This is a genomic window from Roseateles sp. P5_E1 (assembly GCF_054049335.1).
Genome location: NZ_JBFUMN010000120.1, coordinates 1 through 2127, shown reverse-complemented (window position 1 = coordinate 2127; position 2127 = coordinate 1). Strand labels below are relative to the sequence as shown.

At 68.6% G+C, this 2127-nt stretch carries 1 protein-coding gene; it reads right to left on the bottom strand.

The window, feature by feature from the left end:
- Positions 1–2127 (bottom strand): PAS domain-containing protein (locus ACXJKJ_RS30020; protein WP_457394976.1); only part of this gene is annotated, 2127 nt, incomplete at both ends.

Below are 2127 nucleotides of genomic sequence, written 5' to 3'. Positions count from 1 at the left end.
GCTCAGCAGGCCTTCCAGGATGACGACGAACTCGTCGCCGGCCAGGCGCGCCGCGGTGTCGGTGCTGCGCACGGCGCCGCGGATGCGCGTGGCAAATTCCTTGAGCACGGCATCACCGGCGGCATGGCCATGGCCGTCGTTGATGCGCTTGAAGTGGTCGATGTCCATGAAGATCAAGGCCAGGGCCTTCTGGCCGCGGCGGGCGCGCGCCAGCGCCAGGGCCAGCCTTTCCTCGAACTCGCGGCGGTTGGGCAGGCGGGTCAGCGGATCGATGCGGGCCAGTTCATGCAACCGGCGCTCGATGTCCTTGGTGGCCGTGATGTCGGTGGACAGGGTGTAGACGCCGGCGACGTTGCCGTCGGCGCGCCGGTCGGGGATGTAGACGGTGTGAAGGTACCGGGTCAGGCCCAGGGCCTGGGACGCGACCTCAAATTCAACGCGTTCGCCGCGCAGCGCCTGCTCCAGGGCCGGCTGGCGCTGGGCATAGAGCTCGGGACCGATCAGCGCCTTCAGGTGGCTGCCGACGGCCAGTTCGGGGGCCACGCCCATCCATTCCTCGAAGGTCTTGTTGACGAAGGTCAGGCGTTGGTTACGGTCGATATAGGAGATCAGCACCGGCAGGTTGTCGGCGATGGCCTTGAGGTGGGCCTGGGCGTCGCCGAGACGCTGGGCGGCGAGCTTGCGGTCGGTGATGTCGAAGGTCACCGCGAAGACGCCGACGACCTGACCGTCGGAGTCGAACTCCGGCACGTAGGTCTGCTGGTATTGGCGGGCCTGGCCAACACTGGGGCCGGTCTCGGATTCGAAGACGACGGTCTGGCCCGCCATGGCCTTGGCCAGCCAGGGGCGCACCTGCGCGACGTAGTCCGCGTCACGCACTTCGTCAATGCGCCGGCCGAGCAGTTGCTCGGGATCGAGTTTGAGCAGGGTCTCGAACTGGCGGTTGGCGAACAGATAGCGGCCGTCGGCATCCAGGTGGGAGATCAGGGCCGGCAGGTTGTCCGTGATGGAGCGCAGGCGCCGCTCGCTGCGCTCCTGCTTCAACTGGGCACTGCGCAGGGCCGTGATGTCGAAGGTCATCAGATAGAAGCCGCTGACGGCATCGGTCTGCGCGTCGCGCATGGGCACGAGGTGGATCTGGAAATAGCCAGTGCCGTCGCGCCAGGGCAGCGAGCCCTCGAAAGTCTGGCGCTGCCCTTGCAGCACGGCCTTCACATGGGGCTCGTGCAGGGCATAGCTGGCCTCGCCCAGGCCGTCGCGCATGGGCAGGCCGATGGCCTTGTCACGATCGAGGCCGTGCACCTTGAGGGCCAGGTCATTGGCAAAGACGCAGCGCGCCTGGGCATCGAAGACGCCGACCATGGCGGGGATGGCGTTGGTCACGTCGCGCATGCGCTGCTCGCTGGCGGCGAGCTGGCGGGCGGCGGCCTTGCGCTGGCTGACGTCGCGCACGAAGGCATGTGCCGCGTAGCCGTCGCCCGCGGCCATGGCGGCAACGGACAGCTCCACGTCCAGCAGCCGGCCGTCGCGGTGCTGGGCCATGAGTTCGACGCGCTGGTTGACGACGCGGCCCTGGCCGGTGTGCCGGAAGCGTGCCATGCCGGCCTCGTGGGCGGCGCGCGACTCGGGCGGGATGATGAGTTCGGAAACGCGCTGGCCCCTCGCCTCGGCCGCCGTGTAGCCGAACAGGCGCTCGGCCTGCAGGTTCCAGTCGGTGATGAGGCCTTCGCTGTCCAGGCCGATGAAGGCGTCGCTCGAGTTGTCGAGGATGGCGCGGCAGCGCGCCTGCTCGCCGGCCAACTGCTTCACCAGGGGCCTCACGTGCTGCCTGAGCACCCAGGTGCCTATCAAAGTCAGCACCGTCAGCAGCAGGGCCAGCCAGCCCAGGCGCTGGCGGATGACGGCGAAGACGGCGTCGATGTCGGCCTTGACGACCATGGCCAGGCCGGTGCGCCCGAGCGGCACATAGGCCGCGACGACCGGCACGCCGCGCAGGTCTGGCGTTAGCGTGACGCCCGTCTCGCCGAGCAGGGCGCGGTTGATCGGCAGGTTGACGTTGCCGCTCGCGTCGAACATCGGGATGGTGAAGGCCTTCGGGTAGAGCTTGGACGGCACACAGGACGCGAC